The sequence below is a fragment of the Paenibacillus provencensis genome (assembly GCF_042678545.1).
GTDB lineage: Bacteria > Bacillota > Bacilli > Paenibacillales > Paenibacillaceae > Paenibacillus > Paenibacillus provencensis.
On record NZ_JBHTKX010000026.1, the window covers coordinates 1 to 664 of the forward strand.

The following is a 664-nucleotide window of genomic DNA, read 5'->3' on the forward strand; positions in this document are numbered from 1 at the left end:
TACAAGATGTCATATTGGCTTTGACCAAGCTCGTGCAGAACTACAAGCCATGTTCAAAAGCAACACGTAATTCAACTGCTACAAGTAAAGGTTATTTTTATTTACACAAAATTCTTGACGCTACCCTTTATTGAGCATCTTAACGATTACTTTTTGAAAGAGATAAATCAAATTAATGAAGAAAAGAACGGTAGTTTAGGTGCACAACACCATAACTACCGTTCTTTTTCGTATTATTCTAAAGGTATACCAAATACTGTATCGTACATCCGATAAATCATTGCTGCACTCTCAGCTCTCGTCAATTTCCCTTTTGGTTTAAAGGTACCGTCCGGGTATCCCTGAATTAATTGATTGACGCCTAAACCAATGACCTCGGATCTTGCCCAACTGGATACTTCTTCTACATCCGTGAATTCAACCTCTCCTTCCGGTATCATCGGTCCGTAGAGTGCATTGGCCAGCATTTTAGATGCTTGTTCTCTCGTGATCATCTCTTCAGGCCTAAATTCTGTCTCACTAAATCCTTTGACCACCTGATTAGCGAGTGCAATTTTCAATTCCTCAGCATACCACTCGGTCTCATTCGTATCGTGAAACGTCAATTCAATGGTCTCATCGGTCTCCAGCTGCAGCGCTCTTACAAGTAGCGATACAAATTCAA

1 protein-coding gene is annotated in these 664 nt (G+C 40.4%); it reads right to left on the reverse strand.

The genetic code is table 11. The features are described 5' to 3' along the window. Positions 1-233: 233 nt before the first annotated feature. Positions 234-664, reverse strand: a 431-nt coding sequence (locus ACFQ3J_RS27055; RefSeq protein WP_379294432.1) for an S-layer homology domain-containing protein, incomplete at its 5' end; no start/stop codon positions are given.